The 25,168-nt window shown below is 64.6% G+C and carries 23 protein-coding genes; 12 read left to right on the plus strand and 11 right to left on the minus strand.

Going from position 1 to position 25,168, the window contains the following annotated elements; all coding sequences use genetic code 11:
- Nucleotides 1–2 precede the first annotated feature (2 nt).
- The gene (locus ACIP21_RS26380; protein WP_400694176.1) at nucleotides 3–1,112 is read left to right on the plus strand and encodes an agmatine/peptidylarginine deiminase; all 1,110 of its coding nucleotides are present in this window, start codon (nucleotides 3–5) and stop codon (nucleotides 1,110–1,112) included.
- 129 nt (nucleotides 1,113–1,241) lie between these two features.
- On the opposite strand, the gene ACIP21_RS26385 is transcribed toward ACIP21_RS26380, so the two are convergent.
- On the minus strand, nucleotides 1,242–1,781 hold the full coding sequence (locus ACIP21_RS26385; RefSeq protein ID WP_400694179.1) for a cytochrome b/b6 domain-containing protein: 540 nt from the start codon (nucleotides 1,779–1,781) through the stop codon (nucleotides 1,242–1,244).
- On the minus strand, nucleotides 1,781–2,047 hold the full coding sequence (locus ACIP21_RS26390) for a PepSY domain-containing protein (RefSeq protein WP_400694181.1): 267 nt from the start codon (nucleotides 2,045–2,047) through the stop codon (nucleotides 1,781–1,783). The genes ACIP21_RS26385 and ACIP21_RS26390 overlap by 1 nt, the downstream gene beginning before the upstream one ends.
- Before the next feature lie 189 nt (nucleotides 2,048–2,236).
- Here ACIP21_RS26390 and ACIP21_RS26395 point away from each other — a divergent pair, with 189 nt between their 5' ends.
- A complete protein-coding gene (locus ACIP21_RS26395; RefSeq protein WP_400694184.1) occupies nucleotides 2,237–3,415 on the plus strand; it encodes an acetyl-CoA C-acetyltransferase in 1,179 nt (392 codons plus the stop codon).
- 82 nt (nucleotides 3,416–3,497) lie between these two features.
- On the opposite strand, the gene ACIP21_RS26400 is transcribed toward ACIP21_RS26395, so the two are convergent.
- Nucleotides 3,498–4,649 carry a DDE-type integrase/transposase/recombinase gene (locus ACIP21_RS26400; RefSeq protein WP_400694187.1) on the minus strand — a complete coding sequence of 384 codons (1,152 nt, stop codon included), beginning with the start codon at nucleotides 4,647–4,649 and terminating at the stop codon, nucleotides 3,498–3,500.
- 277 nt (nucleotides 4,650–4,926) lie between these two features.
- Between ACIP21_RS26400 and ACIP21_RS26405 the strand changes: the two genes are divergently transcribed.
- Nucleotides 4,927–6,414 carry a methylenetetrahydrofolate reductase C-terminal domain-containing protein gene (locus ACIP21_RS26405; RefSeq protein ID WP_400694190.1) on the plus strand — a complete coding sequence of 496 codons (1,488 nt, stop codon included), beginning with the start codon at nucleotides 4,927–4,929 and terminating at the stop codon, nucleotides 6,412–6,414.
- On the opposite strand, the gene yjiA is transcribed toward ACIP21_RS26405, so the two are convergent.
- The 3 genes from yjiA to ACIP21_RS26420 all read right to left on the minus strand — a co-directional run bounded on the left by yjiA (nucleotide 6,374) and on the right by ACIP21_RS26420 (nucleotide 9,810).
- Nucleotides 6,374–7,351 (minus strand): GTPase, encoded by a 978-nt coding sequence (gene yjiA, locus ACIP21_RS26410; RefSeq protein ID WP_400694193.1) that lies wholly within the window; start codon nucleotides 7,349–7,351, stop codon nucleotides 6,374–6,376. The two genes, ACIP21_RS26405 and yjiA, sit on opposite strands and share 41 nt — an antisense overlap.
- Nucleotides 7,352–7,532: 181 nt before the next feature.
- A complete protein-coding gene (locus ACIP21_RS26415) occupies nucleotides 7,533–7,730 on the minus strand; it encodes a YbdD/YjiX family protein (protein WP_400694196.1) in 198 nt (65 codons plus the stop codon).
- A 13-nt stretch (nucleotides 7,731–7,743) separates the two neighbouring features.
- Nucleotides 7,744–9,810 carry a carbon starvation CstA family protein gene (locus ACIP21_RS26420; protein WP_400694199.1) on the minus strand — a complete coding sequence of 689 codons (2,067 nt, stop codon included), beginning with the start codon at nucleotides 9,808–9,810 and terminating at the stop codon, nucleotides 7,744–7,746.
- A gap of 167 nt (nucleotides 9,811–9,977) precedes the next feature.
- Here ACIP21_RS26420 and ACIP21_RS26425 point away from each other — a divergent pair, with 167 nt between their 5' ends.
- Nucleotides 9,978–10,343 carry a PilZ domain-containing protein gene (locus ACIP21_RS26425; protein ID WP_400694202.1) on the plus strand — a complete coding sequence of 122 codons (366 nt, stop codon included), beginning with the start codon at nucleotides 9,978–9,980 and terminating at the stop codon, nucleotides 10,341–10,343.
- A gap of 260 nt (nucleotides 10,344–10,603) precedes the next feature.
- A complete protein-coding gene (locus ACIP21_RS26430) occupies nucleotides 10,604–12,121 on the plus strand; it encodes a nucleobase:cation symporter-2 family protein (protein ID WP_400694204.1) in 1,518 nt (505 codons plus the stop codon).
- Nucleotides 12,122–12,302: 181 nt separating this feature from the next.
- Here the strand turns inward: ACIP21_RS26430 and radA are convergent, their stop codons facing one another.
- Nucleotides 12,303–13,670, minus strand: a complete 1,368-nt coding sequence (gene radA, locus ACIP21_RS26435; protein ID WP_400694206.1) for a DNA repair protein RadA — start codon at nucleotides 13,668–13,670, stop codon at nucleotides 12,303–12,305.
- A 176-nt stretch (nucleotides 13,671–13,846) separates the two neighbouring features.
- Here radA and mscL point away from each other — a divergent pair, with 176 nt between their 5' ends.
- Nucleotides 13,847–14,266 (plus strand): large-conductance mechanosensitive channel protein MscL, encoded by a 420-nt coding sequence (gene mscL, locus ACIP21_RS26440; protein ID WP_400694209.1) that lies wholly within the window; start codon nucleotides 13,847–13,849, stop codon nucleotides 14,264–14,266.
- Nucleotides 14,267–14,302: 36 nt separating this feature from the next.
- On the opposite strand, the gene ACIP21_RS26445 is transcribed toward mscL, so the two are convergent.
- Complete coding sequence (locus ACIP21_RS26445) at nucleotides 14,303–15,079, minus strand: ferredoxin--NADP reductase (RefSeq protein WP_400694212.1); 777 nt, start codon at nucleotides 15,077–15,079, stop codon at nucleotides 14,303–14,305.
- A 212-nt stretch (nucleotides 15,080–15,291) separates the two neighbouring features.
- Here ACIP21_RS26445 and ACIP21_RS26450 point away from each other — a divergent pair, with 212 nt between their 5' ends.
- Nucleotides 15,292–16,005: an autoinducer binding domain-containing protein gene (locus tag ACIP21_RS26450; RefSeq protein WP_400694214.1), complete on the plus strand. Its 714-nt coding sequence runs from the start codon at nucleotides 15,292–15,294 to the stop codon at nucleotides 16,003–16,005.
- 94 nt (nucleotides 16,006–16,099) lie between these two features.
- A complete protein-coding gene (locus ACIP21_RS26455) occupies nucleotides 16,100–17,227 on the plus strand; it encodes a methyltransferase (protein ID WP_400694216.1) in 1,128 nt (375 codons plus the stop codon).
- A gap of 130 nt (nucleotides 17,228–17,357) precedes the next feature.
- Here the strand turns inward: ACIP21_RS26455 and ACIP21_RS26460 are convergent, their stop codons facing one another.
- Genes ACIP21_RS26460 through ACIP21_RS26470 form a run of 3 tightly spaced genes read right to left on the minus strand, consistent with a single transcriptional unit; the run spans nucleotide 17,358 to nucleotide 19,967 of the window.
- Nucleotides 17,358–17,510, minus strand: coding sequence for a DUF2474 domain-containing protein (locus ACIP21_RS26460; RefSeq protein WP_400694219.1), 153 nt, complete (start codon nucleotides 17,508–17,510; stop codon nucleotides 17,358–17,360).
- A 12-nt stretch (nucleotides 17,511–17,522) separates the two neighbouring features.
- Nucleotides 17,523–18,530 (minus strand): cytochrome d ubiquinol oxidase subunit II, encoded by a 1,008-nt coding sequence (gene cydB / locus ACIP21_RS26465; protein ID WP_400694222.1) that lies wholly within the window; start codon nucleotides 18,528–18,530, stop codon nucleotides 17,523–17,525.
- Between the two features lie 3 nt (nucleotides 18,531–18,533).
- Nucleotides 18,534–19,967: a cytochrome ubiquinol oxidase subunit I gene (locus ACIP21_RS26470; protein ID WP_400694225.1), complete on the minus strand. Its 1,434-nt coding sequence runs from the start codon at nucleotides 19,965–19,967 to the stop codon at nucleotides 18,534–18,536.
- A 358-nt stretch (nucleotides 19,968–20,325) separates the two neighbouring features.
- On the opposite strand from ACIP21_RS26470, the gene ACIP21_RS26475 reads away from it, so the two are divergent.
- The 4 genes from ACIP21_RS26475 (at nucleotide 20,326) to ACIP21_RS26490 (ending at nucleotide 25,154) form a co-directional block, all read left to right on the plus strand.
- A complete protein-coding gene (locus ACIP21_RS26475) occupies nucleotides 20,326–21,546 on the plus strand; it encodes an MFS transporter (protein ID WP_400694227.1) in 1,221 nt (406 codons plus the stop codon).
- A gap of 269 nt (nucleotides 21,547–21,815) precedes the next feature.
- Nucleotides 21,816–23,111 (plus strand): NCS2 family permease, encoded by a 1,296-nt coding sequence (locus ACIP21_RS26480; protein WP_400694230.1) that lies wholly within the window; start codon nucleotides 21,816–21,818, stop codon nucleotides 23,109–23,111.
- On the plus strand, nucleotides 23,108–24,193 hold the full coding sequence (gene trmA / locus ACIP21_RS26485; RefSeq protein WP_400694233.1) for a tRNA (uridine(54)-C5)-methyltransferase TrmA: 1,086 nt from the start codon (nucleotides 23,108–23,110) through the stop codon (nucleotides 24,191–24,193). The genes ACIP21_RS26480 and trmA overlap by 4 nt, the downstream gene beginning before the upstream one ends.
- Nucleotides 24,194–24,248: 55 nt before the next feature.
- On the plus strand, nucleotides 24,249–25,154 hold the full coding sequence (locus ACIP21_RS26490) for a LysR family transcriptional regulator (RefSeq protein WP_400694236.1): 906 nt from the start codon (nucleotides 24,249–24,251) through the stop codon (nucleotides 25,152–25,154).
- The last annotated feature ends 14 nt before the right edge of the window (nucleotides 25,155–25,168 follow it).

Raw genomic sequence — 25,168 nt, forward strand, 5'->3', positions numbered from 1 at the left:
CCATGCCCAGCCGTAGAACCTTCCTGCAACTGTCACTCGCTGCGGGCCTGGGCGCCGGCCTCGGCCTGCCCCTTGGCCTGGCCCGCGCCGCCGAGCCTGGGCGCTGGTTCATGCCCGACGAGGGCGAAGAGCAGCAACGGGCGTTCATTGCCTTCGGCGCCCAGGACGCGATCTGGGAGGATTTCACTGCCGACGTGCAGGCCGCCCTCGGCCGCATCGCCCAGGCCATCGCCCGCTTTCAGCCGCTGACGGTGTTCTGCCGCGCCAGCGAGCGGGCGCTGGCCGAGAAGCACTGTGGCAGCCGCAACACCCAGTTTGTCGAGTGCAACCTGGACGACATCTGGATGCGCGACATCGGCGCCAACTTCGTCGTCGACGACGATGGCGCCCTGGCGGCGGTGGACTTCAACTTCAACGGCTGGGGCAACAAGCAGCGTCATCGCAACGACGCACAACTGGCCAGGCGCGTCGCCAGCCTGGCCAGTGCCAGCTACCAGCGCAGCGAACTGGTGGGCGAAGGCGGCGCCATCGAAGTGGACGGGCATGGCACCGGCATCATGACCGAGAGCAGTTGGATCAACAGCAACCGTAACCCGGGTTGGAGCAAGGCCGAGGTGGAGGCCGAGCTCAAGGAACGCCTGGGGCTGAGCAAGATCATCTGGCTGCCGGGAATCGCCGGGGAAGACATCACCGACGGGCATGTGGATTTCTATGCGCGCTTCGTGCGGCCGGGGGTGGTGATTGCCAATCTGGACACCGATCCGCAGTCGTATGACCACGCGGTGACCCGCAGCCACCTGGAAATCCTGAAGAAGGCTACCGATGCCGAGGGCCGACCATTGAAGGTGCATGTGGTGTCGCCGCCTACGCGCGGGCGGCACAACAGGTTCAGCCAGGGCAACGAGGACTTTGCGGCGGGCTACATCAATTACTTCGTGATCAACGGGGCGATCATTGCGCCGCAGTTCGGCGATGCACTGGCGGATGAAAAGGCCCGTGCGCTGCTGGCAGTGCTGTATCCGGGGCGGGAGATCGTGCAGCTGGACATCGATGCGATTGCGGCTGGCGGAGGGGGAATTCACTGTGTCACCCATCAGTGCCCGGCTGTTTGAGTGATGTTGCCTGACCGGGCCTCTTCGCGGGTGAACCCGCTCCCACAGGAACCGCGCAGGGTTGAAGGATTGCGCCTTTCCTGTGGGAGCGGGTTTGCCCGCGAAGAGGCCGGTACAGCTTGCGCGTGGTCAGCGCTCGTCAGGAATGCGCCGCCGGCGCCCGGTCAGCATCGACAGCGGCAGGTTCTCGCGCAGGCGAACGCTCTCGACCAGCGCCGCCAGCAAGTGCACGCAGACCAGCGCCAGCAAGCCATCGGCAATCCAGCTGTGCAGCTCCAGCGGCCAGTCGGCGCCCCACAGCGCGTCCACTTCTTCCATCAGGAAACCGGTCAGGCCCAGGGCGGCCAGGCAGGTGAGCATCAACACCATCACTAGCGCGCCAATGGGCGAATGCCCCAGGCGGTGGAACGGTCGGCCTTGCAGCAGCGCCCGCCCATGGGCCGCCAGGCGTGCCGGGGTCGGCCAGAAGTCGGCCCAACGCGCACTCTGCGGGCCGACGAAGCCCCACACCAGGCGCAGCAACACACAGCCAACGGCGTAATAGCCCAGCCAGCGGTGCCAGTCGTCCCCCTCCTCGTTGAAGAAGTAATCGGCGAAGAACACCGTGGCGAACGACAGATGGCACAGCCGCAACAGAGGGTCCCAGAGCCGCAGCGTGGCGGCCGGCATCAGTCCTCGATCTCGCTCTTGATTACCTTGCCGGTGACCGGGTCATGGTAGATCTCGACCTTCTTGCCGTCCTTGTCGAAGCCGTAGATCTCGTAGCAGTTGCCCTTGGTGACCTTGAACTTGTTGATCTTGTAGCCCTGCTCCTTGAGCCGGGCCTGGAACTTGTCCGGGTCTTGCCAAGTGTTTTTGTCGGCGGTGGTGCATTGGGTGGCAGCGAATGAGGATCCACTGGCAACCATTAAAACGACGGCGAAGAGAAAACGCATGACGATAAGCTCCAGTCAGTTGAAAGGAACAAAACGGTGCGAAGCCCAACCTCGTTCAGCTTAGCTGAGGCGTGGCAGGAGGCCGATTGATTTGCTTTCCACATCAATCAAGAAGAAAAACAAACTTAACAAATCAGCCCAACCCGTCGATGCTGGCGGCACTACGCCCATTGCCCGGAGAACAACAACATGAACGACGTGGTCATCGTCGCCGCAACCCGTACCGCCATCGGCAGCTTCCAGGGTGCCCTGGCCAACGTGCCTGCCGTAGAGCTCGGCGCGGCGGTGATCCGGCAGTTGCTGGAGCAGACCCGCCTGGACCCCGGCCAGGTCGACGAGGTGATCCTCGGCCAGGTGCTCACCGCCGGTGCCGGGCAGAACCCGGCGCGCCAGGCCGCGATCAAGGCCGGCCTGCCCTATGGCGTGCCGGCACTGACCCTGAACAAGGTCTGCGGCTCGGGCCTCAAGGCCTTGCACCTGGCGGCCCAGGCCATTCGCTGCGGCGATGCCGAGGTGGTGATCGCCGGTGGCCAGGAGAACATGAGCCTGGCCCCGTACGTGATGCCGTCGGCCCGCACCGGCCAGCGCATGGGCCACGGCCAACTGATCGACAGCATGATCACTGATGGCCTGTGGGACGCCTTCAACGACTACCACATGGGCATCACCGCCGAGAATCTGGTGGACAAGTTCGGCCTCAGCCGCGAACAGCAGGACGCCTTCGCCGCCGAGTCCCAGCGCAAGGCCGTGGCCGCCATCGAGGCGGGCCGCTTCAAGGATGAGATCACCCCGATCGTGATGCCGCAGAAGAAGGGCGAGCCCAAGGTCTTCGATCGCGACGAGCAGCCGCGCCCGGACACCAGCGCCGAGTCGCTGGCCAAGCTGCGCCCGGCATTCAGGAAGGACGGCAGCGTCACCGCGGGCAACGCTTCGAGCCTCAACGACGGTGCCGCGGCGGTGCTGCTGATGAGCGCCGCCAAGGCCGAGGCCCTGGGCTTGCCGGTGCTGGCGAAGATCGCCGCTTACGCCAGCGCGGGGGTGGACCCGGCGATCATGGGCATCGGCCCGGTGTCGGCGACCGAACGCTGCCTGGCCAAGGCCGGCTGGCAGTTGGCCGAGCTGGACCTGATCGAGGCCAACGAAGCGTTTGCCGCACAGGCCCTGGCGGTGGGCAAGGCGCTGGAGTGGGATGCGGCGAAGGTCAACGTCAATGGTGGGGCAATCGCCCTGGGGCACCCGATCGGGGCCTCCGGGTGCCGGGTGCTGGTGACCTTGCTGCATGAAATGATCAAGCGCGATGCCAAGAAAGGGCTGGCGACCTTGTGCATCGGTGGTGGGCAAGGGGTTGCCCTGGCGATCGAGCGTTGATTCTGAATTGATAAAACCAAGTCCGGCCTCTTCGCGGTGTACGACCGGAGACATCGTTTACATCGTAAACCGGGGACATGGTTTACACATTTGAGGCTTGGACGCGGTTTTCACCCCGTCCAAGCCTCCCCAGGAGATGGTCACACAGGAACACGTCCCAAACATCATCTTCCACCTCTTTCAGGCCGATCCTCTCACCAGAGAGGGCTTCGCTGATGAACAACAGCTTGCCCTTCCATTTGATCGACCCATTCTGCCTGACGCTGCGGACCTCCATTTCGGCGGGATACTCCACGACAGGCAGGCATCCTGGGTAAATGCGATCAGAGGGTACGTACAGCTCGAATGGCCGCTTCATCCCCAGCGCTTCGTGGGGCCGAACATAGTTGAACTCGTGCCGGAAATGCTCAAGCAGTAGTTGCTGGTCGATCAGGTTTTGCCCTATGGGCAGTTCCAGCTTCATGCTTCGATGCATTCGTTCATGACGACCATTCTGATCAGGTCGCGCGGGTGCAGTCCGCTCAGGAATGATGCCTAGGCGAATCAACCAAACCGCGATTGTAGACATCCTTGCCAAACCAACCGAGGCAAATGGGCTGCCGTTATCGGAGCGGATGACCTCTGGCATGCCATGCTCCTGGAAGAGCCACTCAAGTGTCTGGATGACCGGCTGCGTCATGATGTTCTTGTGGGCTTTGCAGGCCAGGATAAGGCGCGAGGCGTGGTCAGTGACCGTCAAGGGATAGCACCATTGGCCATCGAGCATTTTGAACTGCCCCTTGTAGTCGATGCACCAGGTTTTGTTCGGCTCATTGGCCTCCCGCATCTTTGTGGAGCTCTTCCCGTATCGCCGTCTAGGGCCACGCTTGTGAACCATGCCCATCCGATCCAGCCATTGGCCTGCGGTGCTTGGAGAGGGCCAATCAATGGAGGGATCTTCAAGGCGCAGCAGCTCGATAAGCTTCTTGGGGCCCCATTTGTCGTGCGCTTCTTTCATCGCAACAATACGGGCCAGTAGCTCATCGCCGGTCTTGTTAGGGCTGTTGTTAGGGCGCCGCGAGGCGTCAGACAGCGCCGCAAACCCACCCGCATCATATCGGGCTATCCACTTGTCGATCGTGGGGCGGCTGACGTTGTACCGGCACGCCAGTTGGCTCTTGGTGTAATTACCGGCAAGCCATTCACTGACCAGTCTGATTCGTTGATCCATGGGGAACTCTTGGTTCCAGGGCATGATCAGATACCTCCTGATCATGCGTATTAGCCTGTAAACCATGTCCCCGGTTTGGAATGTAAACGATGTCTCCGGTTTGTACCGCGGGCAAGCCCGCTCCCACAGGGACCTCACAACACTTGAAGATGTGAGACACCTGTGGGAGCGGGTTTACCCGCGAAGAGGCCGGACCTGCCTGAACCATGTCTCATTCAGAGCAGCCCCCTGCGCCCTCGGACATGACCCCACCCTGCGCCTCCTGCACAATGCCAACCTGAACAATCCAGGTCCCCTCACCATGAGCCCGCTGAAAGCCGCGCTGCGCGAAAACACCTTCGTCTGCGTCATGGAATTCGTCCCCAAGCCCTCGGCGGAACGCTTCGCCGCGATGGAGGCGATCATGGCCCGTGGGCAACTGTGTGGCTGGCCGATGACCGTGGCCATCGGCGACCGGGTCGGCAGCCCGTTGGACCTGTCGCCGCTGGACGCCCTCGCCTCTTTCGCCAACCCGCTACCCGCCCTGCCGCACTTTTCCGGCAAGGACCGCGAACGCCAGCACTTGCTGGCACAGCTGCAGCGCATGGATGCCGCAGGCCTCGAGCAGTTGCTGCTGCTCACCGGCGATCGCCTGCCCGGCCACCAGCCCGGTGAGCGCCCGGTACGTTACCTGGAATCGGTCGCCGCCCTGCAGATCGCCCGCCAGGCATGCCCGCACTGGCTGCTTGGCGCCGCGCTCAACCCGTTCAAATACCGCGAGGAGGAAGGCGCCGCGCAGTATTTCAAGGCCGAGAAGAAGCTCGCCGCCGGCGCCGACTTCCTGACCTTGCAGCTGGGCTTCGACGCCGCCAAGCACCAGGAAGCCATGCACTGGATGCAGCGCCAGGCCGCACCCAAGCCCATGCTCGCCTGCCTGATGAGCCTGACCCATGGCCGCGCTGCGATGCTCGAACACGTGGCAGGCGTGACCGTTTCGCCGTCGATGCGCGACATGCTGGAAGCCGAAAGCAACGTGTCCAAGGCCTTTGCCCAGGCCCGCAGCGTCGACCGCCTGGCCCTGCAGATCATCGGTGTGAAGCTGATGGGGTATGCCGGCGTGCACTTGTCGGGGATTCACGAACCCAAGCAACTCCTCGCCCTGGAGGAGCGCCTGGAACACTGGCAGGCGCAGGTCCATTCACTGCAGCAGTGGGCGCCCGCCTGGGCCGACAGCTGGCAGATGCCCGGGCTGCCTGCCGTGACGTTCCATCCGCCGCAGGCCGACTGGCGCAAGGGGCAGTCCGCGGTCAGCGCCTCGGGCCAGGAGAAAGCCCGCTACCACCTGCTGCACACGGCTCACTCGCTGCTGTTCAGCCGCCAGAACTGGTTGAGCAAGACCTTCGGCTGGGCCGTGCGTCAGCCGCTCTGGGCGACTCGCCGTGGCGCCCGCCTGCTGCATGGCCTGGAGCGTGCGGTGAAACGCCCGCTGCTGGGCTGTGACACCTGCGGCCGCTGCCGCCTGGAGGATACCCTCTACACCTGCCCGGAAACCTGCCCCAAGGGCCTGGCCAACGGCCCCTGTGGCGGCACGGCGCTGAACCGCTGCGAATTCGGCGACCGCGAATGCATCCACAGCGTGAAGTACCGGATTGCCAAGGCCGTGGGGCAAACGGCTCTGCTGAGCGAGCGATTGATCCCCTGCGTCGAGGTCGAGACACGCCACCGCAGCTCCTGGCCGCAGTGGTTCGAAGTGCCTTCGACCCGCCCTCTCAACCCGCAGCCAGCGCCTCGAACCCAGCCCGAATCGTAGCCTCGGGCAGGTCGTCGGCGATGAACACCATCACGCTCTCGCGTACTTCGCCTTCAGCCCACTCGGCATCCCAGTCGAAGCCATAGAGCTTGAGCACGCCCTGGAACACCAGGCGGCGGTCGTCGCCGGCAATGTTCAGCACGCCCTTGTAGCGCAGCAACTGCTTGCCGTGCTCCTCCAGCAGGCCATTCATGAAATCGCTGAGACGGTCGATGTCCAGCGCGGTTTCGCTGCGCAGCACCAGCGTCGCGATGCGGTCCGGCTTGGCCGGCTTGAGCAGCGGGCGCAGGCTGGGCTTGAGGTTGGCGCCCAGGTCCGGGTTGAGGTTGAAGCCGCGCACATCGAGCAGCTCGGCCAGGTCGATGCGGCCATGTTCGACCACGCGGATCGCCGCCCGGCCGTTGATCCGCGCCAGGCGTTCGCGCAGGGCGTCCACCGCGGCCGGCTCGACCAGGTCGGTCTTGCTCAGCAGCAGGCGGTCGGCAAAGCCGACCTGGGCCTGGGCGATGGTCTGCGCCAGGTGCAGCTCGGCATGGGCGACGTCGACCAGGGTGATGATGCCGTCGAGGATGTAGCGCTCGCGCAGTTCCTCGTCGACGAAGAAGGTCTGCGCCACCGGCGCCGGGTCGGCGAGGCCGGTACATTCGATCACCAGGCGGTCGAAGGCGATCTCGCCGGCGTCCAGGCGCTCCAGCAGCAGGTAGAGGGCGCGGGTCAGGTCACCGTGGATGCTGCAGCACACGCAGCCGTTGGCCAGGGTCATGACCTGCACCGGCTCGTCGCCGAGCAACTGGCTGTCGATGCCGGCGTCGCTGAATTCGTTTTCGATCACGGCAAGCTTCAGGCCGTGCTCGGCCTTGAGCATGTGTTTGAGCAGCGTGGTCTTGCCGGCGCCGAGGAAGCCGGTGAGCACGGTGACGGGAATGGGCGTCTGCACGCGGAAAATCTCCTGTGCGGTAGAAAAAAGAAAGGCCGCGCCCTGTAGGAGCGGCCTTGCGTTGCGAAAGGGGCGCAAAGCGGCCCCGGCATTATCTGTTGCGAAGCTGAAAACCTGGGGGCGCTATGCGCCCCTTTCGCGACACAAGGCCGCTCCTACAACGAGCGCGCCTGCGCCGGGTTCAACAGCACTTGGGCCCGGACTTGCCACCGTAACGCGCTTCCTGACGTTCGCGGAAGAACGCCTCGTACGTCATCACCGGCTTGTCCGGGTGCTTGGCCTGCATGTGCTCGACATAGTTGTCGTAGTCGGGCATGCCGACCATCAGGCGGGCTGCCTGCCCCAGGTACTTACCCAGTCGACCCAGGTCGTTGAACATCACTGCGGTCCTCTCAAGCGTCAGGCAGGGCCTGGAACGGGGTTTCCTTGTCGCTGCGCTCCTTGCGGCCGAGGGCGGCATAACCGACCTTCAGGGCAAAGAACAGCACGCTGAACACCACCAGCAGGAACAGGATGGTCAGGCCGGCGTTGGTGTAGGCGTTGAAGATCACGTGCTGCATCTGGCCGATGTCCTTGGCCGGGGCCAGCACCTGGCCAGCGTCCAGCGCGGTGCTGTACTTCTTGGCCAGGGCCAGGAAGCCGACCGCCGGGTTCGGGTCGAACAGCTTGATCAGGCCTGCGGCGGTGGTGCAGATCAGCAACCAGGCGGCCGGCAGCAGGGTGACCCAGATGTAGCGCTCGCGCTTCATCTTGATCAGCACCACGGTGCCGAGCATCAAGGCGATACCGGCCAGCATCTGGTTGGAGATGCCGAACAGCGGCCACAGGGTATTGATGCCACCCAGTGGGTCGATCACGCCCTGGTACAGCAGGTAGCCCCACAGCGCCACACAGCCGGCGGTGCCGATCAGGTTGGCGGTCCACGACTCGGTGCGCTTGAGGGCCGGCACGAAGCTGCCCAGCAGGTCCTGCAGCATGAAGCGCCCGGCACGGGTACCGGCGTCCACCGCGGTGAGGATGAACAGCGCCTCGAACAGGATCGCGAAGTGGTACCAGAAGGCCATGGTGTTTTCACCCGGCAGCACCTGGTGGAGGATCTGCGCGATGCCCACGGCCAGGGTCGGGGCACCACCGGCACGGGCCAGCACGGTGTGCTCGCCGATGTCGCGGGCCACGGCCTCGAGCTGCTCAGGGGTGATCAGGAAGCCCCAGCTGCTGACCGTCTGCGCCACCGACGCCACGTCGGCGCCAACCACCGCGGCCGGGCTGTTCATGGCGAAGTACACGCCCGGCTCGATCACCGAGGCGGCGACCATGGCCATGATGGCCACGAACGATTCCATCAGCATGCCGCCGTAGCCGATGTAGCGGGCGTTGGCTTCGTTGTCCAGCAGCTTCGGCGTGGTCCCCGAGGAGATCAGCGCGTGGAAGCCCGACACCGCGCCGCAGGCGATGGTGATGAACAGGAACGGGAACAGCGTACCTTTCCACACCGGGCCGGTGCCGTCGGTGAACTGGGTCAATGCCGGCATTTTCAGCTCGGGCATGGTCACCAGGATGCCGATGGCCAGGGCGATGATGGTGCCGATCTTGAGGAAGGTCGACAGGTAGTCACGCGGCGCCAGCACCAGCCACACCGGCAGCACGGCGGCGACGAAACCGTAACCGACCAGCATCCAGGTGATCTGCACGCCGGTGAAGGTGAATGCCGGGCCCCAGACCGGATCCGCGGCGATCTGGCCCCCCAGCCAGATCGACGCCAGCAGCAGCACCACGCCGACCACCGAGATCTCGCCAATGCGGCCCGGGCGGATGTAGCGCATGTAGATGCCCATGAACATGGCGATCGGGATGGTCGCCATCACCGTGAACATGCCCCACGGGCTTTCGGCCAGGGCCTTGACCACGATCAGCGCCAGCACCGCGAGGATGATGATCATGATCAGGAAGCAGCCGAACAGGGCGATGGTCCCCGGGATGCGGCCCATCTCCTCGCGCACCATGTCGCCCAGGGAGCGGCCGTTGCGGCGGGTGGACAGGAACAGCACCATGAAGTCCTGCACCGCGCCGGCCAGCACCACGCCGGCGATCAGCCAGAGCGTGCCGGGCAGGTAGCCCATCTGTGCGGCGAGCACCGGGCCGACCAGTGGGCCGGCGCCGGCGATGGCGGCGAAGTGATGACCGAAGAGGATGTGCTTGTTGGTCGGGACGTAGTCCAGACCGTCGTTGTTGAGCACCGCAGGGGTGGCTCGGCGGGGATCGAGCTGCATCACCTTGGTGGCGATGAACAGGCTGTAGTAACGGTAGGCGACCAGGTAGATGGCCACCGCCGCGACCACGATCCACAAGGCATTGATGGCTTCGCCGCGGCGCAGGGCTACCACACCCAGCGCGCAGGCCCCTATGACTGCCAGCGCCAGCCACGGTATGTGGCGTAGCAGGCTATTATTGTTGTTCATGGTTTACTTCCAGCTGGTGGATTGGAAAAGACCGCCCATCGAGTCTAGGGCGTGTCATCGCGCATTGCCACACTTGCTTTGGTCTAGAGCCTCTGCGGCCAGATTGCGGTACCTGATGCACATACCAAACTAACTATAGTCAGGATGTCACCCGAGGAGCCGTCCCCATGAGCGATCACGACGAACGCCGCCGCTTCCAGCGCATCGATTTCGACGCCCCTACCGAATTGCGCCAGGGCGATTGCCGCTGGCCGGTAAAACTGCTGGATCTATCGCTCAAAGGCATGCTGATAAAGCGCCCCGAACCCTGGGACGCCGACCTGAGCCAGGACTTCGATGCGGTCATCCACCTCAACCCCGAGGTGCGCGTGCAGATGCAGGTGGAACTGCGCCATGAAGAAGCCGCGCGCCTGGGCTTCGTCTGCCTGTATATCGACGTCGACTCGATGACCCATTTGCACCGTCTTGTGGAATTAAACCTGGCCGACAGCACCGAAATGATGCGCGAGCTGCGCGAACTCATCGAAGAATAGAATGTGTTAGCTGACTAACAGCCTCCCCTTCCCGTGTTTCTTGTCTACCCAGACAGCTTTCTGCCTGGGTAGCAGTGCTTTGTACACACCCCTCTAGCACCCCATTAATCAAGTTGGTACGGCTTCTGCATTGCAGTTTTGCACACACTGCAAGGCCCACTGTTCGCGCTCCGATCAAAAAATTGTATACAATTTATCTAGCAATGATTTGTAGGAAATGTCTACAGTAGCGGCACAACAATAAACAGAGAGCCTGCTCCATGACTACGTCCCCTAGCACGTCTCCCGCCCAGCGCCCCGAGGACGAAAACCTCGGGCTGGGTGCCAACCTGGCCTATGGTCTGCAGCATGTGCTGACCATGTATGGCGGGATCGTCGCGGTGCCCCTGATCCTGGGCCAGGCCGCCGGCCTGAACGGCGCCGAGATCGGCATGCTGATCGCCGCCTCGCTGTTTGCCGGAGGCCTGGCGACCTTGCTGCAGACACTGGGCATCCCGTTCTTCGGTTGCCAGCTGCCGCTGGTGCAGGGCGTGTCGTTCGCCGGCGTGGCGACCATGGGAGCGATCCTCAGCAGCGAAGGGGGTGGCGGCCTGCCAGGGGTGCTCGGCGCGGTCATGGCGGCTTCGGTGATCGGTTTCCTGATCACCCCGGTGTTCTCGCGCATCACCAAGTTCTTCCCGCCGCTGGTGACCGGCATCGTCATCACCACCATCGGCCTGACCCTGATGCCTGTGGCAGCCCGCTGGGTGATGGGCGGCAACAGCGCCTCGCCGGAATTCGGCAGCGTGGCCAACATCGGCCTGGCGGCGCTGACCTTCGCCATCGTGCTGCTGCTGAGCAAACTGGGCAGCGCCACAATCTCGCGCCTGTCGATCCTCCTGGCCATGGTGGTCGGCACCCTGATCGCCTGGGCGCTGGGCATGACCGACTTCGGCAAGGTCAGCGAAGGCCCGATGTTCGCCTTCCCTACCCCATTCCACTTCGGCATGCCGGAGTTCCACATCGCCGCGATCCTGTCGATGTGCATCGTGATCATGGTGACCCTGGTGGAAACCTCGGCCGACATCCTCGCCGTGGGTGAGATCATCGACACCAAGGTCGACTCCAAGCGCCTGGGCAACGGCCTGCGGGCCGACATGGCGTCGAGCATCCTGGCACCGATCTTCGGCTCGTTCACCCAGAGCGCCTTCGCCCAGAACGTCGGCCTGGTGGCCGTGACCGGGGTCCGCAGCCGCTACGTGGTGGCCACCGGTGGCGTCATCCTGGTGGTGCTCGGCCTGCTGCCGGTGATGGGCCGGGTGATCGCCGCAGTGCCCACTCCGGTACTGGGCGGCGCGGGCATCGTGCTGTTCGGCACCGTGGCCGCCAGCGGCATCCGCACCCTGTCGAAGGTCAACTACAAGAACAACGTCAACCTGATCATCGTCGCCGCCTCGCTGGGCTTCGGCATGATCCCGATCGCCGCGCCGACTTTCTACCACCACTTCCCGAACTGGGTCGAAACCATCTTCCACTCGGGCATCAGCTCGGCGGCGATCATGGCGATCCTGCTGAACCTGCTGTTCAACCACTTCAAGACGGGCAACTCGGAGAACCAGTCGGTGTTCGCCGCAGCCTACGAACGCACCATCCAGTATTCGGACATCTCGTGCCTGCGTGATGGGGACTATTTCAAGGATGGCAAGCTGTTCGATGCCGAGGGCAGCGAAGTGCCGGTGATGGAACTGGACGAGCACGGCAACCAGGCGCCACGGCGCAGTGCGGTGGCCGAGCATTGACGGCTGACTGAGCAGTGGGGTGAAGGGGGGCCGATGCGCATCGTCGGCCCCCCTTTTTCATTCTCCTGTTCCGGCCTCTTCGCGGGTAAACCCGCTCCCACAGGTACTGCACAGCGTTCAGAAGCTGCGAGATCCCTGTGGGAGCGGGTTTACCCGCGAAGAGGCCAGTACAGGTTGAAAACTACTCGAACAAGGCATCCAGCGCCTGCTCCAGCCGGGTCACGGCAATCACCTGCAACCCTGCCGGCGATTCCTTGGGCGCATTGCCCTTGGGCACGATCGCCCGCTTGAAACCATGCTTGGCCGCCTCTTTCAGCCGCTCCTGCCCGCTCGGCACCGGCCTCACCTCACCCGACAAACCGATCTCGCCAAACACCAGCAGCCCATGGGCCAACGGCCGGTTGCGCAGGCTGGACATCACCGCCGCCAGCAACGCCAGGTCCGACGCCGTCTCCAGCACCTTCACCCCGCCCACGACGTTGAGGAACACGTCCTGGTCATGGGTGGGAATGCCACCATGGCGGTGCAGGACCGCCAGCAACATGGCCAGGCGGTTCTGGTCCAGCCCCAGGGTCACCCGCCGCGGGTTGGCCAGGTGGCTGTCGTCAACCAGCGCCTGCACCTCCACCAACATTGGCCGGGTACCTTCCCAGGTGGCCATGACCACGCTGCCCGGCACCTCCTCCTGGGTACGGTTGAGGAAGATCGCCGAAGGGTTGGACACCTCTTTCAGGCCGCGGTCGGTCATGCCGAACACACCCAGCTCGTTGACCGCGCCAAAGCGGTTCTTCACCGCCCGCAGCAGGCGCAGGCGGCCATCGGACTCACCTTCGAAATACAGCACGGTGTCGACCATGTGCTCCAGCACCCGTGGCCCGGCCAGCGAACCTTCCTTGGTGACGTGGCCGACCAGGAAGATCGCCGTGCCGCTCTGCTTGGCGTAACGCACCAGCAGGGCCGTGCTCTCGCGCACCTGGGCGACGCCACCGGGCGCCGACTGCAGTTGCTCGGTGAAGATGGTCTGGATCGAGTCGATGACCATGACCCGCGGCTTTTCCACCCGAGCGGTGGCGATGATGGTTTCGATGCAGGTCTCGGTCATCACCTTGAGCTGGTCCTGGGGCAGGCCCAGGCGTCGCGAGCGCATGGCCACCTGCTGCTGCGACTCCTCGCCGGTGACGTACAAGGCCGGCATGCCTACGGCGATGTTGCACAGGGTCTGCAGGAGGATGGTCGACTTGCCGATGCCCGGGTCGCCACCGATCAGCACCACCGAGCCGTCGACCAGGCCGCCGCCGAGCACCCGGTCGAGTTCGGTGCTGCTGGTGGTGAAACGCGGGATTTCCTCGACGCTGACCTCGGCCAGGGTCTTGATCTGCGCCTGCTGCCCGGTCCAGCCGCTGCGCCCGCTGGGGGCCGCCGCGCCGCCGCTTTCGATCATGGTTTCGGTGAGGGTGTTCCAGGCCCCGCAGTCGGCGCACTGGCCGGCCCATTTGGGGAACGTCGCGCCACACTCGGTGCAGCCATACAAGCGCTTGGCCTTGGCCATGGGCAGGGTCTCCTGGAAAAAACCGCCATGATAGCCGACACCAAGGTGTCCCGATCGCCTCGGGATGCGACAAAACTATTCGATCTAACCGCAGTCACTACCCCTGAAGCCAACGCATGAAGCATTCCAGTGGCTTACACTGGGTACACCTTACCTTTTGTTACAAGGAACCAGACATGGGCATGATCAGTGAATTCAAGGCCTTCGCGGTCAAAGGCAATGTCGTCGACATGGCGGTGGGTATCATCATCGGCGCGGCCTTCGGCAAGATCGTCTCGTCCTTTGTCGGTGACGTGGTCATGCCGCCCCTGGGGCTGCTGATCGGCGGTGTCGACTTCAGCGACCTGGCGATCACCTTGAAGGCCGCGGAAGGCGACGTGCCTGCCGTGGTGCTGGCCTATGGCAAGTTCATCCAGACCGTCATCGACTTCCTCATCGTCGCCTTCGCCATCTTCATGGGCGTGAAGGCCATCAACCGTCTCAAGCGCGAAGAGGCCGTGGCACCGTCCGCCCCGCCCGTGCCGACCCCGCAGGAAACCCTGCTGACCGAGATTCGCGACCTGCTCAAGACGCAGAACCAGAACCGCCTGCCTTGAACGAAAAAGGGCCGCATCAACTGCGGCCCTTTTTCATCACCAGTAGTTTTCCACCGCCACCTGCCCCGGCCGCTTGCTCAGGCTCAACTGCAGGTCGCGCGCCTTGAGCACCTTGCGCGTGTCGTCGATCATGTCCGGGTTGCCGCACAGCATGATCCGTGAATGCTCGGTGGACAGTTGCAGCCCCGCCGCCTGTTCCAGTTCGCCGCTCTCGATCAGCGTGGTGATGCGCGCATTCAATGCCCCCGGATGCTGCTCGCGGGTCACCACCGGGATGAACTGCAACTTGCCGGCGAACTCGGCCAGGTATTCGCGCTGCTCCAGGCCGGCGATTTCCTCGACATAGGCCAGCTCTTTCGCCTCGCGCACCGAATACACCAGCTTGATGCTGTCGAACCGCTCCCAGGCCTCGAAGTCCTGCAGGATCGACATGAACGGCGCAATGCCGGTTCCGGTGGCCAGCAGCCACAAGTCACGGCCACCGACGAAGCGGTCAAGGCTCAGGTAGCCGAATGCCTGGCGGTCGATCAGCAACGTGTCGCCCTCGCCCAGCCGGCTCAGTTCGCTGGTGAACTCACCGCCCGGCACCACGATGGAAAAGAAATCCAGGTACTCGTCATGGGGCGCACTGACCATGGAATAGGCGCGCCAGACCACGCTGCCATCGGCTTTGCTCACGCCCAGCCGGGCGAACTGGCCGGCACGGAACCGAAAACCAGGGTCGCGCGTGACCCGCAGGCTGAACAGGTTCGGCGTCAACGGCTGAACGTCGAGCAGGGTCTGGCGGGTGAATTTGTCGGCACTGGCGGTCATGGGGGGCTCCGTGAATAGCGTGCGCCCAGTGTCGCGCAAAGTGGCCTGAATAAAAACCGCTGGAGTGTAGGGGCACCCTGGACGATGGTGCTGATCGAGCAGAAAATCCTGATCGCTATAACAAAAAAAACCCAACATGGCACTCAGTCTTTTCCTACAATCTCTTCCGTATGCAAACGGATTGGATCCTGAACTTCAAAGGAGTGTGACGGATGCTTCAGTGGAACCATGAGCATCTCCATCGGCTGATCAGCGAGAGCACACCGCAAAAGGTCTTCGACCTTGCGGTGCATCTTGCGCAGGACATGGAAATGGTTTTCCTAGGGCTGAAGATCCGCATTCAGCTCGCTGCTCAGACACCGAAGCTCTACCTGTACAGCAACTATCCCGTGGCCTGGGTCGAGCGTTACCAGCGCGATGACTTCTACAAACAGGATGCGGCTGCCAACCGAAGCCACAGTTCGACCATGCCGGTGGTGTGGAGCGACGAGCTGTACCACGATGTCCCGCATTTTCGCGAGCAAGCCTGCCTGCACGGCTTGCGCCATGGCTGGACGCAATCGTTGCATGACCTCAAGCACAATGAGAGCCAGGTCAGTATCGGCAGGCCGTTCGGTGAGGTAGGTCTCGCCGAATTGTATGAAAAGGCCGGCAAAGTGCAGTGGTTATGCCATACCTTGCATTCGATCATCTGTGAACATCACCTGGCCCGGCTCTGCCCGCCGCAGCCGAAGATGAGCGAGCGCGAAATCGAGGTGTTGAAGTGGTCGGCCGCCGGCAAGACTGCAGCCGACGTGGCCTGCATCCTGTCACTGTCGCAGAGCACGGTGAACTTCCACATCCGCAGCGTGATCAGCAAGACCAATGCCGCCAACAAGGCCGGCGCCATCGCCATTGCCATGATGCGCGGCCTGATCGAACAGTAGCCAGGCCTGCGACCTTCGGCAAAGCCCTGTAGAATCGCGTACTTCAAGCCCGTGGCGAACCGCGGCGGGCAGATCCGTACCCGAGCCAGACGCCATGCCCCTGTTGACCACCCCCTACGCCGAACTCGACCTGATCCGCCAGCCGGACCAGGCCAACGACCCGCTGCAGGCCTTCGACGCCGCCGATGAGTACCTGCTCGAGCAGTTGCACGGGCAGGCGCTGGTGGCCGGCAGCCGTGTGCTGGTGCTCAACGACAGCTTTGGCGCACTCGCCGTCAGCCTGGCGAGCGGCCACTGCCAGGTGGTCAGCAGCGGTGACTCGCACCTGGCGCGCATGGCCCTGGAAAAGAACCTCGCACGCAATGGCCTGGCCTTCGACAGCGTGCCGTTCGTACCGGCCAGCGAGCACTGGCAGGGCACGTTCGACCGTGTGCTGGTGCGCGTACCCAAGACCCTGGCGCTGCTCGAAGAGCAACTGATCCGCCTGCAGGGCCACCTGGCGCCGGGCGCCCTGGTCATTGCCGGGGCGATGATCAAGCACCTGCCGCGTGCGGCAGGCGACCTGCTGGAAAAGTACATCGGCCCGGTGCAGGCTTCGCTGGCGCAGAAGAAGGCGCGCCTGCTGACCGCCAGCGTCGCCGAGCGCCGCACCGCGCAATCGCCCTACCCGACCCGCTATCAGCTCGACATGCCGGCACTGGAGCTGGTCAACCACGCCAACGTGTTCTGCCGCGATGGCCTGGACATCGGCACCCGCGCCTTCCTCCCGCACCTGCCAGGCAACCTGGGCAGCGCCCGTGTCGCCGACCTGGGTTGCGGCAATGGCGTGCTGGCCATCGCCAGCGCCCTGGCCAACCCGGACGCGCACTACACGCTGGTCGACGAGTCGTACATGGCGGTGCAATCGGCGCAGGAAAACTGGCAGGCCGCCCTGGGCGAGCGGGCGGTGACGGTGCTGGCCGGGGATGGCCTGGCGGGTGTCGAGAAGCAATCGCTGGACGTGGTGCTGTGCAACCCGCCGTTCCACCAGCAGCAGGTGGTCGGCGACTTCCTCGCCTGGCGCATGTTCCAGCAGGCGCGCGAGGCGCTGGTGGTGGGCGGGGCGCTGTACATCGTCGGCAACCGCCACCTGGGTTATCACAGCAAGCTGGCGCGGCTGTTCCGCGGGGTTGAACAGGTGGCGGCGACGCCGAAGTTCGTGATCCTCAAGGCGCGCAAATAAGAGCACCGCCTATCCTGTGGGAGCGGGTTCATCGAGGCGTCGAACCGCCGCGAACACCGGCAAAGCCGGTGCCATGCACCGAGTCGCCGGCTTCGCGGGTGAACCCGCTCCCACAAGGTCAGTCGTCAGCTCAATGGGTGGTCAGGCCTGCGGCCCCCATGAACAGGCGCATCACCCAGGCCGCCACGCCCAGTGCCGCAACGCTCATCGCCCAGATCAGCACCAGCCAACCCAGCCGCTGCCACAGCGGTTTCTTTTCTTCCAGGCCATGCTTGCCGGTCATCGTCAGGCCCTCCTAGTGGTAGCCGTCTTCGTGGGTGACTTTGCCGCGGAACACGTAGTAGCTCCAGAAGGTGTACATGAGGATGAACGGCAGGATGAACAGCGTGCCGACCAGCATGAAGCCCTGGCTCTGCGGCGGCGACGCGGCATCCCAGATGGAGATCGACGGCGGGATGATGTTCGGCCACAGGCTGATGCCCAGCCCGCTGTAGCCGAGGAAGATCAGCACCAGGGTCAGCAGGAACGGCGTGTAGTGGGCGTTGCGCGCCACCGCCTTGAGCAAGCCGTAGAAGGTCACCAGCACCAGCAGCGGCACCGGCATGAACCAGAACAGGTTGGGCATGCTGAACCAGCGGGCGCCGATCTGCGGGTAGGCGATCGGTGTCCACAGGCTGACGATGCCGATCACCGCCAGCAGCACCAGCGCCAACGGCCGGGCGAGGTCATGCATCCTGACCTGCAGGTCCCCTTCGGTCTTCATGATCAGCCAGGTGCAGCCCAGCAGGGTGTAGGCAACGATAAGCCCGAGGCCGCAGAACAGGCTGAACGGGGTCAGCCAGTCGAGGGTGCCGCCGGCAAAATGCCGATCGACCACCTTGAAGCCTTCGAGGAAGGCGCCCAGCGCCACGCCCTGGAAGAAGGTGGCCATCAGCGAGCCGCCGATGAATGCCTTGTCCCACACATGGCGCTTGTCGGCCCGGGCCTTGAAGCGGAACTCGAAGGCCACGCCGCGGAAGATCAGGCCGATCAGCATCAGGATCAGTGGCAGGTACAACGCCTCGAGCACTACTGCGTAGGCCATCGGGAAGGCCCCGAACAGCCCGGCGCCGCCCAGCACCAGCCAGGTTTCGTTGCCGTCCCACACCGGGGCGACGGTGTTCATCATCACATCACGATCCTGCTCGCCCTTGACGAAGGGGAAGAGCATGCCGATGCCGAGGTCGAAGCCGTCCATCACCACGTACATCATCACACCGAAGATGATGATCACGGCCCAGATCAGCGGAAGGTCGATACCCATGGCTCAGTTCCCCTTGCTCAGGCTGGCGGACTTGGTTTCGCCGTCATCGGCGGCAGACAGCGGCCGCGCCGGCGTGCGCTTGGTGCCAGGCCCTCCAGGGTTGGTCTCTTCGCCCTCGCCGGTCTGCGGGCCTTTGCGCACCAGGCGCATCATGTAGCCAAGGCCGGTGCCGAACAGGGCGAAGTACACCACCACGAAGGCGACCAGGGTGAAGCCGAGCTGTGCATAACTGTGGTTGGACACGCCGTCGGCCGTGCGCAGCAGGCCATACACCACCCACGGCTGGCGGCCGATCTCGGTGGTGAACCAGCCGGCCAGCAGCGCCACCAGGCCGGACGGGCCCATCCACAGCGCCAGGTGCAGGAACGGCCGCGAGGTGTAGAGCGTGCCGCGCTTGCGCAGCCACAGGCTCCACAGGCCGACGAAGATCATCAGGAAACCGAGCCCGACCATGACCCGGAACGACCAGAAGACGATGGTCGAGTTGGGCCGGTCCTCGGGCGGGAACTCCTTCATCGCCGGCACCTGCTTGTCCAGGCTGTGGGTCAGGATCAGGCTGCCGAGCGCCGGGATCTCGATCTTGAAGCGGGTGGTCTCGGCCTGCATGTCGGGGATGCCGAACAGGATCAGCGGGGTCGGCTCGCCGGGCTTGTTTTCCCAGTGGCCTTCGATGGCGGCGATCTTCACCGGCTGGTGCTTGAGGGTGTTGAGCCCATGGAAGTCACCGATCACCGCCTGGATCGGGGCGACGATCAGGGCCATCCACATGGCCATCGACAGCATCTTGCGCACCGCCGGGTTGTCACGCCCGCGCAACAGGTGCCAGGCCGCCGAGGCGCCGACGAAGAACGCAGTGGAGACGAAGGCCGCGGTGGCCATGTGCATCAGCCGGTAGGGGAACGACGGGTTGAACACCACCGCCAGCCAGTCCACCGGGATCACCCGGCCATCGACGATCTCGTGGCCCTGGGGAGTCTGCATCCAGCTGTTGGAGGCGAGGATCCAGAAGGTCGAGACCAGCGTGCCGAGCGCCACCATCACCGTGGAGAAGAAGTGCAGGCCACGGCCTACGCGGTTCCAGCCGAACAGCATGACGCCGAGGAAGCCTGCCTCGAGGAAGAACGCGGTGAGCACTTCATAGGTCAGCAGCGGGCCGGTGACGGCGCCGGCGAAATCGGAGAAGCGGCTCCAGTTGGTGCCGAACTGGTAGGCCATGACCAGGCCGGAGACCACGCCCATGCCGAAGTTGACGGCGAAGATCTTCGACCAGAAGTGGTAGAGGTCACGGTAGACCTGATTGTGGGTGCGCAGCCACAGGCCTTCGAGAACGGCCAGGTAGCTGGCCAGGCCAATGGTGATGGCCGGGAACAGGATGTGGAACGACACGGTAAAGGCAAACTGCATTCGGGCGAGCTCTAGGGCCTCTATTCCGAACATGGTGCTTCCTCTTCAGATAATCCGGCTTCCGGGCTTGTGGCCCCGTTGCCCACTGCCCCTACGTTTGAGTCGAGTGCGGCGCGTTGGAATTGTTCTGTTCGATCGCAGGGATTCCGGCCCGAAGGCCTGGTCGTCACCCGGCCGTTGCAAAAGCAACGATTGATCCAGATCAACGACTGCTAGGAAGCATAGTCCCGAAAAGCCCGCCGGGCTGTGTGGTTGAATGCCGCGTGACTGGTTGCCTCACCCCCTTTCATGGAATGTGGAAAAGTGCCGATTCCGGCAAACAGTAACTGTTTGTTACAAACAGATGATACGCTGCGGGCCCCTCTACTGCGCCGAGGCCAGCAGGTTTCCGATGTCCGATTCCGCACCGCAGTTGTTGCGCCACCACCGCCCGTTCGTTGCCTTCTGGCTGGCACGGGTATTCACCGCCAGCGGCTTCCAGATGCTCACCGTGGCCATTGGCTGGCACCTCTACCAGCTGACCGGCAACGTGCTCGACCTTGGCCTGGTCGGCCTGGTCGAGTTCGCTCCGCGGGTGCTGTTCATGCTGCACACCGGGCACGTCGCCGACCGCTACGACCGGCGCAAGGTCGCCGCCCTGTGTCAGACCTTGCAGGGGCTGATCGCCCTGGCGCTGGCCATGGGCAGCGCCACCGACAACGTCAGCCGCGAACTGATCTTCGCCCTCGCCTTCCTGCTCGGCGCCACCCGCTCGTTCGAGATGCCGGCAACCCAGGCACTGCTGCCCAACGTGGTGCCGACCGGGCTGTTCCCGCGGGCGGTGGCGGCATCGGCCTCGGCGACCCAGGCCGCGACCATCGTCGCCCCGGCCGTGGGCGGCTTCCTCTATGCCTTCGGCAGCATCTGGGTCTACGGCCCGACGGTGCTGCTGTACGCCATCGCCTGCCTGTTGATGCTCAGCCTCGATTCGCGCCAGCAGGTGCCCCAGCGCGGGCGCGCGAGCATTGCCTCGCTGCTGGCCGGCATCCACTTCATCCGCAGCCGGCCGGACATCCTCGGCGCCATCTCCCTGGACCTGTTCGCCGTGCTGCTCGGTGGCGCCACCGCGCTGCTGCCGGTGTTCGCCAAGGACATCCTGCTCACCGGCCCGTGGGGCCTCGGCCTGCTGCGCTCGGCGCCGGCGGTGGGGGCGCTGCTGATGTCGTTCTGGCTGGCGCGCTTCCCGGTCGAGCGCAAGGTCGGGCGCACCATGTTCACGGCAGTCGGGCTGTTCGGCGTGGCGACCATCGCCTTCGGCCTGTCGACCTCGTTCTGGTTCTCCCTGGCGGTACTGGTGGTGCTGGGGGCGGCGGACATGATCAGCATGGTGATCCGCGGCGCCTTCGTGCAGCTGGAGACACCGGACGAGATGCGCGGGCGGGTGAGTGCGGTGAACGGGTTGTTCATCGGGGCTTCGAACCAGCTGGGCGAGTTCGAGTCCGGGGTGACGGCGCACTGGTTCGGCACGGTGCCGGCGGTGGTGCTGGGTGGGGTGGGCACGCTGGTGGTGACCGGGGTGTGGATAAGACTGTTCCCGACATTGGCCAGGCGGGACCGGTTGCACAACGGTTGAACGGTTGCCTGTACGGGCCTCTTCGCGGGCAAGCCCGCTCCCACAGGGATAGCCTCAGGTCCAAATCCTGTGGGAGCGGGTTTACCCGCGAAGAGGCCGGTACAGGCCAAGAAAAACCCATTCCCCAACGGCCATAGGCCCCCGCCCAGCATGCTGGTATGATGCGCGGCTTTTTTCCACCCCACACAAAACCACGGCAGCCGATACGGTCTGTGCTTTGCTGATGGGGTCGATACATTCACGGCGCGCAAGCGCCTTGGGGAGCGGGCATGCTGGAAAGGCTGTTTCAACTAAAAGCACACGACACCAATGTGCGCACCGAGATTCTCGCGGGCGTCACCACCTTCCTGGCCATGGCCTACATCCTGTTCGTCAACCCGAGCATCCTCGGCGAGACCGGCATGGACAAGGGCGCGATCTTCGTCGCCACCTGCCTGGCCGCGGCCATCGGCTCGACCACCATGGGCCTGATCGCCAACTACCCGATCGCCCTGGCGCCGGGCATGGGCCTGAATGCCTTCTTCACCTACACCGTGGTCCTGCACATGGGCCACACCTGGCAAGTGGCGCTGGGCGCGGTGTTCCTGTCGGCGGTGATGTTCTTCCTGCTGTCGATCTTCCGCATCCGCGAATGGATCGTGAACAGCATCCCGCTGCCGCTGCGCTCGGCGATCGCGGCCGGTATCGGCCTGTTCCTGGCGTTCATCGCCCTGCATAACGCGGGCATCGTCGTCGATAACCCGGCCACCCTGGTGGGCCTGGGCGACCTCAAGCAGCCGGCGCCGATCCTCGCCACCCTGGGCTTCTTCCTGATCGTCGGCCTGGAGTCGCTGAAGGTCCGCGGCGCGGTGCTGATCGGCATCCTCGCCGTGACCATCGCCTCGATCGTGATGGGCGTGACGCCGTTCGGCGGCGTGGTGTCGATGCCGCCTTCGCTGGCGCCGACCTTCCTGCAGCTGGACATCAAGGGCGCCCTCGACGTCGGCCTGGTCAGCGTGATCTTCGCCTTCCTGTTCGTCGACCTGTTCGACAACTCCGGCACCCTGATCGGCGTGGCCAAGCGCGCCGGCCTGATGGGCAAGGACGGCCACATGCCGAAGATGGGCCGTGCCCTGATCGCCGACAGCACCGCGGCCATGGCCGGTTCCCTGCTGGGCACCTCGACCACCACCAGCTACATCGAGTCCGCCGCCGGCGTGAGCGCCGGGGGCCGCACCGGCCTGACCGCCATCGTGGTCGCCGTACTGTTCCTGCTGGCGCTGTTCTTCGCCCCGCTGGCCGGCAGCGTGCCGGCCTTCGCCACCGCCCCGGCGCTGCTGTTCGTGGCCGTGCTGATGGCCTCGGGCCTGGCCGAAATCAACTGGGACGACGTGACCGAAGCCGCGCCGGTGGTGGTCACCACCCTGGCCATGCCGCTGACCTATTCGATCGCCAACGGCATCGCCTTCGGCTTCATTTCCTGGACCGCCGTCAAGCTGATCTCCGGCCGCCACCGCGACCTGAACCCGGCCCTGGTGATCCTTTCCATCCTGTTCGTCATCAAGCTGGGCTGGTTCAACGCATGAGTGCTGCCTTCGATCCTTCCACCTACGACACGCAGCTGGAGGGCAAAGTCGCCCGGCTGCGCGAGCTGCTGGCGCCCTTCGGCGCGCCGGAGCCGGCCGTTTTCGACTCGCCGCGCGAGCACTACCGCCTGCGTGCCGAATTCCGCCTGTGGCGCGAGGACGGCCAGCGCCACTACGCGATGTTCGCCCCGGGCGACAAGCACAAGGCGATCCTGATCGACGACTTCCCCATCGCCAGCCAGCGCATCAATGAGCTGATGCCGCGCCTGAAGGCCGCCTGGCAGGCCAGCGAGGCACTGGGCAACCGCCTGTTCCAGGTGGAGTTCCTCACCACCCTGACCGGCGATGCGATGGTCACGATGTGCTACCACCGCCCGCTGGACGAGGCCTGGGAAGAAGCCGCGGGCCAGCTCGCCGCCGACCTGGGCGTGAGCGTGATCGGCCGCTCCAAGGGCAAGCGCCTGGTGATCGGCCGCGACTACGCGGTGGAAAAGCTCGACGTCGCCGGCCGCGTGTTCAGCTATCGCCAGCCGGAAGGCGCGTTCACCCAGCCCAACGGCGCGGTGAACCAGAAGATGCTGAGCTGGGCCTTCGACGCCATCGGCGAGCGTGAGGACGACCTGCTGGAGCTGTACTGCGGCAACGGCAACTTCACCCTGCCGCTGGCCACCCGCGTGCGCCAGGTGCTGGCCACCGAGATCAGCAAGACGTCGGTCAATGCCGCGCTGAGCAACCTCGACGAGAACGCTGTGGATAACGTGCGCCTGGTGCGCCTGTCGGCAGAAGAGCTGACCCAGGCGCTGAACGAGGTGCGGCCGTTCCGCCGGCTCGAAGGCATCGACCTGAAAAGCTATGACTTCGGCACCGTGTTCGTCGACCCGCCACGCGCAGGCATGGACCCGGACACCTGCGAGCTGACCCGGCGCTTCGAGCGGATCCTGTACATCTCGTGCAACCCCGAGACCCTGGCGCAGAACATCGCGCAGCTGCAAGATACCCACCGTATCGAACGCTGTGCATTGTTCGACCAGTTCCCCTATACCCATCACATGGAAAGTGGGGTGCTGCTGGTCCGGCGTTGACATGTGACGCCATGGGGCCTGGGCCCCATGGCACGCCGCAGGGGGTACCGTACCGATGGACCAGCTCAGTGCCATGCAAACCTTCCGCCGGGTCGTCGACCTCGGCAGTTTCAGCGCCGCCGCCCAGCATGCCGGCGTTTCCCACACCGTCTTGTCGCGCCAGGTGAAGAACCTCGAGCGGCAGCTCGGCGCACAGTTGCTCAACCGCACCACCCGCCGCCTGCACCTGACCGAGGCCGGCGCCCTGTTCTATCGCCACTGCGTGCAGATCCTGGAACAGATGCAGGCGATGACCCTGGAACTGTCGGAACACCAGCAACAACCCAGCGGCACCCTGCGCCTGAGCGTCGGCACGGCCTTTGGCGAACTGGAACTGGGCCGCTGGCTGCCAGGCTTCGTCGAACGCCACGAACGCCTGCAGATCGAACTCAACTGCACCGACCGCTTCGTCGACCTGCTCGAAGAAGAAGTCGATGTCTGCCTGCGCGTCACCGACCACTTGCCCGACTCCAGCCTGGTGGCCCGCCACCTGGCACAGAGCGAAGTGATCCTGGTCGCCGCACCGGCCTATCTCGAACGCCATGGCGTGCCAACCTCCCCCGCCACCCTGGCCGACCACCCGCTGCTCGGCTACGACCGCTTGCAGCAACCGCAACGCCTGCAGCTCAGCGGCCCCGGCGGCCTGCAGCAGGACATCCGGATGCCCCGGCGCCTCAGCGCCAACTCGCCGCTGGCCTTGCGCGCGGCTGCCATCGGCGGGCTGGGCATCGCCAGCTTCGATCGGTTCATCGTCCACGACGCCCTCAGCGACGGCAGGGTGGTCAGGCTGCTGGCCGAGTGGCAGCTGCCTTCGCGCCACTTGTATGCCGTTTATCCACAAAGCCGGTACCTGGCGCCCAAGGTGCGAGCCCTCCTCGACTATGTGCAAAGCTACTATGCGACGCCGCGCTGGCCGGCCTGATATGTGCATTTAGT

This window comes from Pseudomonas sp. NPDC089401 (genome assembly GCF_044749485.1).
GTDB lineage: Bacteria > Pseudomonadota > Gammaproteobacteria > Pseudomonadales > Pseudomonadaceae > Aquipseudomonas.

Excerpts from the sequence above, each read along its gene's own strand:
- ACIP21_RS26400 (WP_400694187.1), bottom strand. The coding sequence starts at position 4,649 with ATGCCCTGGAACCAAGAGTTCCCCATGGATCAACGAATCAGACTGGTC.
- ACIP21_RS26420 (WP_400694199.1), bottom strand. The coding sequence starts at position 9,810 with ATGAACAACAATAATAGCCTGCTACGCCACATACCGTGGCTGGCGCTG.
- ACIP21_RS26425 (WP_400694202.1), top strand. The coding sequence starts at position 9,978 with ATGAGCGATCACGACGAACGCCGCCGCTTCCAGCGCATCGATTTCGAC.
- ACIP21_RS26460 (WP_400694219.1), bottom strand. The coding sequence starts at position 17,510 with ATGACCGGCAAGCATGGCCTGGAAGAAAAGAAACCGCTGTGGCAGCGG.
- ACIP21_RS26470 (WP_400694225.1), bottom strand. The coding sequence starts at position 19,967 with ATGTTCGGAATAGAGGCCCTAGAGCTCGCCCGAATGCAGTTTGCCTTT.
- ACIP21_RS26490 (WP_400694236.1), top strand. The coding sequence starts at position 24,249 with ATGGACCAGCTCAGTGCCATGCAAACCTTCCGCCGGGTCGTCGACCTC.
- ACIP21_RS26450 (WP_400694214.1), top strand. The coding sequence starts at position 15,292 with ATGCTTCAGTGGAACCATGAGCATCTCCATCGGCTGATCAGCGAGAGC.
- ACIP21_RS26475 (WP_400694227.1), top strand. The coding sequence starts at position 20,326 with ATGTCCGATTCCGCACCGCAGTTGTTGCGCCACCACCGCCCGTTCGTT.
- ACIP21_RS26415 (WP_400694196.1), bottom strand. The coding sequence starts at position 7,730 with ATGTTCAACGACCTGGGTCGACTGGGTAAGTACCTGGGGCAGGCAGCC.
- trmA (WP_400694233.1), top strand. The coding sequence starts at position 23,108 with ATGAGTGCTGCCTTCGATCCTTCCACCTACGACACGCAGCTGGAGGGC.
- ACIP21_RS26385 (WP_400694179.1), bottom strand. The coding sequence starts at position 1,781 with ATGCCGGCCGCCACGCTGCGGCTCTGGGACCCTCTGTTGCGGCTGTGC.
- radA (WP_400694206.1), bottom strand. The coding sequence starts at position 13,670 with ATGGCCAAGGCCAAGCGCTTGTATGGCTGCACCGAGTGTGGCGCGACG.
- ACIP21_RS26455 (WP_400694216.1), top strand. The coding sequence starts at position 16,100 with ATGCCCCTGTTGACCACCCCCTACGCCGAACTCGACCTGATCCGCCAG.
- ACIP21_RS26430 (WP_400694204.1), top strand. The coding sequence starts at position 10,604 with ATGACTACGTCCCCTAGCACGTCTCCCGCCCAGCGCCCCGAGGACGAA.
- ACIP21_RS26390 (WP_400694181.1), bottom strand. The coding sequence starts at position 2,047 with ATGCGTTTTCTCTTCGCCGTCGTTTTAATGGTTGCCAGTGGATCCTCA.
- ACIP21_RS26480 (WP_400694230.1), top strand. The coding sequence starts at position 21,816 with ATGCTGGAAAGGCTGTTTCAACTAAAAGCACACGACACCAATGTGCGC.
- ACIP21_RS26395 (WP_400694184.1), top strand. The coding sequence starts at position 2,237 with ATGAACGACGTGGTCATCGTCGCCGCAACCCGTACCGCCATCGGCAGC.
- ACIP21_RS26405 (WP_400694190.1), top strand. The coding sequence starts at position 4,927 with ATGAGCCCGCTGAAAGCCGCGCTGCGCGAAAACACCTTCGTCTGCGTC.
- cydB (WP_400694222.1), bottom strand. The coding sequence starts at position 18,530 with ATGGGTATCGACCTTCCGCTGATCTGGGCCGTGATCATCATCTTCGGT.
- ACIP21_RS26445 (WP_400694212.1), bottom strand. The coding sequence starts at position 15,079 with ATGACCGCCAGTGCCGACAAATTCACCCGCCAGACCCTGCTCGACGTT.
- mscL (WP_400694209.1), top strand. The coding sequence starts at position 13,847 with ATGGGCATGATCAGTGAATTCAAGGCCTTCGCGGTCAAAGGCAATGTC.
- ACIP21_RS26380 (WP_400694176.1), top strand. The coding sequence starts at position 3 with ATGCCCAGCCGTAGAACCTTCCTGCAACTGTCACTCGCTGCGGGCCTG.